At 63.8% G+C, this 6,274-nt stretch carries 6 protein-coding genes; all 6 read left to right on the top strand.

What is annotated here, in order from left to right; genetic code table 11:
- Positions 1 to 638: isochorismatase family protein (locus tag ABI213_RS11200; RefSeq protein WP_348027091.1), on the top strand; the 638-nt coding region annotated here is incomplete at its 5' end.
- Between the two features lie 168 nt (positions 639 to 806).
- Positions 807 to 2,690 (top strand): amidohydrolase, encoded by a 1,884-nt coding sequence (locus ABI213_RS11195; protein ID WP_348007468.1) that lies wholly within the window; start codon positions 807 to 809, stop codon positions 2,688 to 2,690.
- Positions 2,690 to 3,097: a DoxX family protein gene (locus ABI213_RS11190; protein WP_348007467.1), complete on the top strand. Its 408-nt coding sequence runs from the start codon at positions 2,690 to 2,692 to the stop codon at positions 3,095 to 3,097. The genes ABI213_RS11195 and ABI213_RS11190 overlap by 1 nt, the downstream gene beginning before the upstream one ends.
- A complete protein-coding gene (locus ABI213_RS11185) occupies positions 3,087 to 4,718 on the top strand; it encodes an MFS transporter (RefSeq protein WP_348027089.1) in 1,632 nt (543 codons plus the stop codon). Before ABI213_RS11190 ends, ABI213_RS11185 begins: the two co-directional genes overlap by 11 nt.
- The gene (locus ABI213_RS11180; protein WP_348027087.1) at positions 4,715 to 5,698 is read left to right on the top strand and encodes an SLAC1 anion channel family protein; all 984 of its coding nucleotides are present in this window, start codon (positions 4,715 to 4,717) and stop codon (positions 5,696 to 5,698) included. Before ABI213_RS11185 ends, ABI213_RS11180 begins: the two co-directional genes overlap by 4 nt.
- 81 nt (positions 5,699 to 5,779) lie before the next feature.
- Positions 5,780 to 6,274 (top strand): alpha/beta hydrolase (locus ABI213_RS11175; RefSeq protein WP_348027085.1); only part of this gene is annotated, 495 nt, incomplete at its 3' end.

The raw sequence follows: 6,274 nt of genomic DNA, 5'->3' as shown, positions 1-6,274 counted from the left end.
CCCCCACCGCCGGCGCCAAATTACTCACCCCCCACGATCACACCTTGGTGATGATCGACTTCCAGTCGCAAATGGCGTTCGCCACCAACTCCATCGACCCGGTGCTGCTGCGCTCGAATGCCGCCCTGGTGGCCAGCGCGGCTGCCGGCTTTGGCGCATCGACCATTCTCACCACCGTGGCCGAGAAAAGCTTTTCCGGCCCGATGTTTGAAGAAGTCACCGCACCTTTCCCCGGCCAGAAATTGCTGGACCGCACCTCGATGAACACTTGGGAAGACGCAGCCGTCATCCAGCGCATCAACGAAATCGGCAAGACCCGCATCGTGCTGGCCGGCCTGTGGACCAGCGTGTGCATCGTCGGCCCGGCTCTGTCGGCCATAGCCCAGGGCTTCGAGGTGTATGTGATTGCCGATGCCTGCGGTGACATTTCCAACGAGGCGCACAACCGCGCCATGGAGCGCATGGTGCAGGCCGGTGCACAGCCCATGACTTCGCTGCAATACCTGCTGGAACTGCAACGCGACTGGGCGCGCACCGACACCTATGACATGACGACCGGCGTTGCCAAGAAGTTCGGCGGCGGCTACGGTATTGGCATCAACTACGCCCGCGCCATGTTCGGCGCCCACGAGGGCTGAGAGGGTAGGCCATCTGCCTACTGCGCGGTCCGATCTCGCATCTGCGGTCCTCGCCGTACGGGAGTACGGCTCCGGTCCTCAACGCGACCTCGGACCGCTCGCTACGGCATCTGACCCACCCTCTCGCTGTCGCACTGCACCCACTAGCCTCAACCGAAAGACGCTCTCATGGCCAACGCATACCCTGATCTGATCCTGCACCGCGGGCTGTTCACCACACTCGACCGGGCCAATCCGACTGCCAGTGCGGTCGCCATCCAGGACGGCCGCTTCACCCATGTGGGGCGCGACCACGAAGTGATGCCGCTGGCCGGCCCGCATACCAAGGTCATCGACATGCGCGGTCGGCGTGTGTTGCCAGGCCTGATCGACAACCACCTGCACATCATCCGCGGCGGGCTCAACTTCAACCTGGAGCTGCGCTGGGACGGCGTGCGCAGCCTGGCCGACGCCATGGGCATGCTCAAGCGCCAGGTAGACATCACGCCCGCGCCGCAGTGGGTACGCGTGGTGGGTGGCTTCACTGAACACCAGTTCGCCGAGAAGCGCCTGCCGACCATTGACGAGCTGAATGCCGTTGCGCCCGACACACCGGTCTTCCTGCTGCATCTGTACGACCGCGCGCTGCTCAACGGTGCCGCACTGCGCGCCGTGGGCTACACCAAGGACACGCCCGCTCCCCCCGGCGGCGAGATCGTGCGCGACAGCGCAGGCAACCCCAGCGGCCTGCTGCTGGCCAAGCCGAACGCGTCCATCCTGTATGCCACGCTGGCCAAAGGCCCCAAGCTGCCGTACGAGTACCAACTCAACTCCACGCGCCACTTCATGCGCGAGCTGAACCGCCTGGGTGTCACCGGCGCCATCGACGCGGGCGGCGGTTTCCAGAACTACCCGGACGATTACAAAGTGATCGAAGAACTGGCCGAGGCCGACCAGTTGACCATCCGCCTGGCCTACAACCTGTTCACGCAAAAGCCCAAGCAGGAGAAGGCTGACTTCTTGAACTGGACCAGCACCTCGCAGTACAAGCAGGGTACGGACTACTTCCGCCACAACGGAGCGGGCGAGATGCTGGTGTTCTCGGCGGCCGACTTTGAAGACTTCCGCCAGCCACGCCCCGACATGGGGCCTGAGATGGAAGGTGAACTCGAAGAAGTGGTACGGCTGCTGGCGCAAAACCGCTGGCCTTGGCGCATGCACGCCACTTACGACGAAACCATCAGCCGTGCGCTGGACGTGTTTGAGCGGGTGAACCAGGACGTGCCGCTACAAGGCCTGAACTGGTTCTTCGATCATTGCGAAACCATATCGGACCAGTCTATCGATCGCATCGCCGCGCTCGGTGGTGGCATCGCCGTGCAGCACCGCATGGCCTACCAGGGCGAATACTTTGTGGAGCGTTACGGCCATGGCGCGGCCGAGGCCACGCCGCCGGTGAAGAAGATTCTGGAGAAGGGTGTGAAGGTCTCCGCCGGTACCGACGCCACACGCGTCGCGTCCTACAACCCCTGGGTCTCGCTGTCGTGGCTGGTCACCGGCAAGACGGTGGGCGGCATGCAGCTGTATCCACAACGCAACTGCCTGGACCGCGAAGCCGCGCTGCGCATGTGGACCGAAAACGTCACCTGGTTCAGCAACGAGGTGGGCAAGAAGGGGCGCATCGAAGTTGGCCAGTTCGCCGACCTGGTGGTACCCGATCGCGACTTCTTTGCCTGCGCCGAATCTGACATTGCCGACACCACGGCTTTGCTGACCATCGTGGGCGGCAAGGTGGTGTACGGCGCGGGTGATTTTGCTGCGCATGACGACAGCCCGCTGCCACCGGCCATGCCCGACTGGTCGCCGGTGCGCCGCTTTGGTGGCTACGCCGGTTGGGGCGAACAGGGGGCGCCCATGCAAGCTGTGATGCGCAATGCCGCCGCCGCATGTGCTTGCGCGAACGACTGCAATGTGCACGGCCACCAGCACGCCACTGCCTGGAGCAGCAAGCTGCCCATTGCCGACCTGAAGAGCTTCTGGGGCGCGCTGGGCTGCGCCTGCTGGGCCGTCTGATGGAACTGCTCCGCCATGTCTTCGTTTCGCCTTGGGTGCACTGGCTGGCGTTGCTATGCCTGTGCGCGGCCTACCTGCAGGGGGCCTTCGACAAGGCACGGGACTTCCCCGCTGCTGTGGCAGAAATGCGGGGTTTTGGCCTGGCACCTGCCGCACCACTGGCCGCGCTGACCATTGTCTTCGAGTTCGCGGCCTCGGCCATGGTGCTAAGCGGCGTCTACCGCTGGTTGGGCGCTTTGATGCTCGCGGCCTTCACCGCGTTGGCCAACGTTCTGGCCGACCGGTTCTGGGATAAGCAGGGCACGCAGCGGCGCATGCTGGCAAATAATTTTTTCGAGCATTGGGGACTTGTGGGCGGCTTCATCGTGGTCGCTTGGTATGACCTGGGGGGCCAAGTTGGGATCTGATCTTCACAACAAGCCTGCCGGCAGCTTTGCGCCGCTGCGGCAACCCGTGTTTGCCGTACTGTGGGCGGCCACCGTGCTCGGCAATATCGGCAGCTTCATGCGCGACGTGGCCAGCTCGTGGATGGTGACCGAGCTGTCTCCCAGTCCCACGGCTGTGGCGCTGATTCAGACAGCCGCCACGCTGCCGATTTTTCTGCTGGCAATTCCCGCTGGCGTACTGTCCGACATCCTGGACCGACGCCGCTTTCTGATCTGGATCCAGCTGCTACTGGCCTGTGTCAGCGGCACGCTGTTGGTCTTGTCGAAGACCAACGCACTGACGGTCGAATACCTGATCGCACTGACCTTTGTGGGCGGTATCGGCGCCGCGCTGATGGGGCCCACCTGGCAGTCCATCGTGCCTGAGCTGGTGCCGCGCGCTGACCTGAAAAACGCCGTGGCGCTGAACTCCCTCGGTATCAATGTGGCACGCGCCATCGGCCCGGCCGCCGGTGGTTTGCTGCTGGCCAGCTTCGGTGCTTCCATGGCCTATGGGGCCGACGTGCTGAGCTATGTGTTTGTGGTGGCGGCGTTGTTCTGGTGGAAACGTCCGGCCGCGGTGGACACCGGTTTGTCGGAGCAGTTCTTCGGTGCGTTCCGCGCAGGTGTGCGCTATGCCCGCGCCAGCCGTGAACTGCATGTGGTGCTGCTACGCGCCGCCGTGTTCTTCTTATTCGCCAGCTCGGTCTGGGCCTTGCTGCCGCTGGTGGCGCGGCGCATGCTGGGTGGTAGCGCAGGCTTTTATGGGGTGCTGCTGGGCGCGGTAGGTGCCGGCGCCATCCTCGGTGCGGTGCTGCTGCCCAAGATGCGCCAGCGGCTGGATACCGACGGCCTCGTGCTGACGGCCTCGGTGTTGACTGCCGCTGTGATGGCGCTGCTGTCCACGGCACCGCCGCAATGGGCGGCGGTGCTGCTGATGCTGGTGCTCGGCATGGGCTGGATCATTGCGCTGACCACGCTCAACGGCGTGGCCCAGGCGGTGCTACCCAATTGGGTGCGGGGTCGAGGCCTGGCGATTTACCTGACGGTATTTAACGGCGCGATGGCGGCGGGTAGCCTGGCCTGGGGCCTGATCGCCCAGGAACTGGGCGTGCCAAGCACGCTGGTGATCGGAGCGGTCGGTCTGGTCGCCGTGGCGTGGGTGTTCCACCGCGTGAAGCTGCCCACGGGCGAAGCCGATCTGCAAGCCTCCAACCACTGGCCCGAACCCCTGCTGACCGAACCCGTGGTGCATGACCGTGGCCCGGTGATCGTCCAGATCGAATACCGCATCCGCAAGCACGATCTGCAGGCGTTTCTGCAGGCCATGCACCACGTGGCCCAGGAGCGGCGGCGCGACGGTGCCTATGCCTGGGGCGTGGCCGAACACACGGGCGAGCCCGAGCGGGTGATCGAATGGTTCATGGTCGAGTCCTGGGCCGAGCATCTGCGCCAACACCGGCGGGTCTCCAAGGCCGATGCCGATTTGCAGAGCGAGGCGCTGGCCTTCCACATCGGACCGGACAAACCCGCGGTGCACCACTTCCTGGCGCTAGATGTTGCGCACGCCCGTGCCACTGCTGCAGACAAGGAAACCCAATGAGCCAAGAAATCATGCCCGTGCCGGTCGTCGAAAAACCCCTGTTGGCGCGGCTGTCGATCTCCATGTTCTCCATGGTGATGGGCATCGGCGGCCTTGCCAACGCCTGGGGCGCTGCGCACCATGTTTTTGGCCTGCCTTTGGTCATCAGCCAAATCTTGTTATGCATTGCCTTGCTAAGTTTCGTCCTGCTGGTCGTACTGCACCTGGCCAAACTCAGTTTTTGCTTTGCCGAGGTACTGGAAGAGTTTGCCCACCCGGTGCGTTCGAGCTTCTTCCCCGCGGTGTCGGTGGCCATGATTGTGTTGTCGATCGGCGTGCGGGCTTATTCGATTGACCTGGCGCAGGTGTTGTGGTGGTTGGGCGCAACCATGCACCTGGCCTTCGCCGTCACCCTGATCCGCCGCTGGATCTTGCATGCGCAGGACGAAAACGTGTTGACGCCTGCCTGGTTCATCCCGGTGGTGGGCAACATCTTGGTGCCGGTGGGCGGTGTGCCGCTGGGGCATGTAGAAATAAGCTGGTTCTTCTTTTCCATCGGCCTGATCTTCTGGCTGTCGTTCTTCACCATCGTGCTGCATCGCGTGTTGTTTGTGCCGGTGATGGGCCAGCGCAGCATGCCCACGCTGTTCATTTTGCTGGCGCCGCCGTCGATCGGCTTATCGGCCTACCTGGCGTTCACCGGCGGCCAGGCCGGCGCGCTGGGCGACATCTTCTATTGCCTGGCGTTATTCATCGCCATCCTGCTGGCCAGCCTGGGCAAACACCTGGCCCACGGGCCGTTCTTCATGAGCTGGTGGGCGATGACTTTTCCGGCCGACGGCTGGGCCGGTGCCAGTCTCAACTACTACCTCGCCCGCCCCAGCAATTACACCTTGGTGATTGCGGTTGTCGCCTTGGCCGCAGCCACCTTGATCGTCTCGTGGATCGTGGTGCGCACTGCCCTGCATATGGCCAGTGGCGCAGCTTTCCGCGAAGACTAAACCCCGGCAGCGTTGCCTTCCGCATTTCTTTTCCCAACCGCAGCACAAGCCGCTGCAACAACCCCCGGAGAGTTTCCAACCATGTCCACTGTGACCACCCAAGACGGCGTCCAGATCTTCTACAAAGATTGGGGCCCCAAGAGCGCGCAGCCGATCATGTTCCACCATGGCTGGCCACTCTCTAGCGACGATTGGGATGCGCAAATGCTGTTCTTCGTTCAGCATGGCTACCGCGTTGTCGCGCACGACCGGCGTGGCCACGGCCGCTCGGCGCAGGTCAGCGAGGGACATGATATGGACCACTATGCTGCCGATGCCTTTGCGGTGGTCGAGGCGCTGGACCTGAAAAATGTGGTGCACATCGGCCACTCCACCGGCGGCGGCGAGGTGGCACGCTACGTCGCCAAGCACGGCCAGCCCAGTGGCCGCACAGCCAAGGCCGTGCTGGTGAGCGCGGTGCCGCCGTTGATGCTCAAGACGGCCAGCAATCCCGAGGGCCTGCCGATGGAAGTGTTTGACGGCTTCCGCAAGGGCGTGGCCGAGAACCGCGCACAGATGCTCCTGGACGTGGCTTCA

The organism is Rhodoferax sp. (assembly GCF_039922535.1).
In the GTDB taxonomy this organism is placed as follows: domain Bacteria; phylum Pseudomonadota; class Gammaproteobacteria; order Burkholderiales; family Burkholderiaceae_C; genus Rhodoferax_B.
Note: the sequence above shows the minus strand (reverse complement) of the source record. Positions and strands in the feature narration are given on the sequence as shown.

Bases quoted from the DNA above. Each gene is read 5' to 3' on its own strand.
- ABI213_RS11190 (WP_348007467.1), top strand. From the start codon at position 2,690: ATGGAACTGCTCCGCCATGTCTTCGTTTCGCCTTGGGTGCACTGGCTG.
- ABI213_RS11195 (WP_348007468.1), top strand. From the start codon at position 807: ATGGCCAACGCATACCCTGATCTGATCCTGCACCGCGGGCTGTTCACC.
- ABI213_RS11180 (WP_348027087.1), top strand. From the start codon at position 4,715: ATGAGCCAAGAAATCATGCCCGTGCCGGTCGTCGAAAAACCCCTGTTG.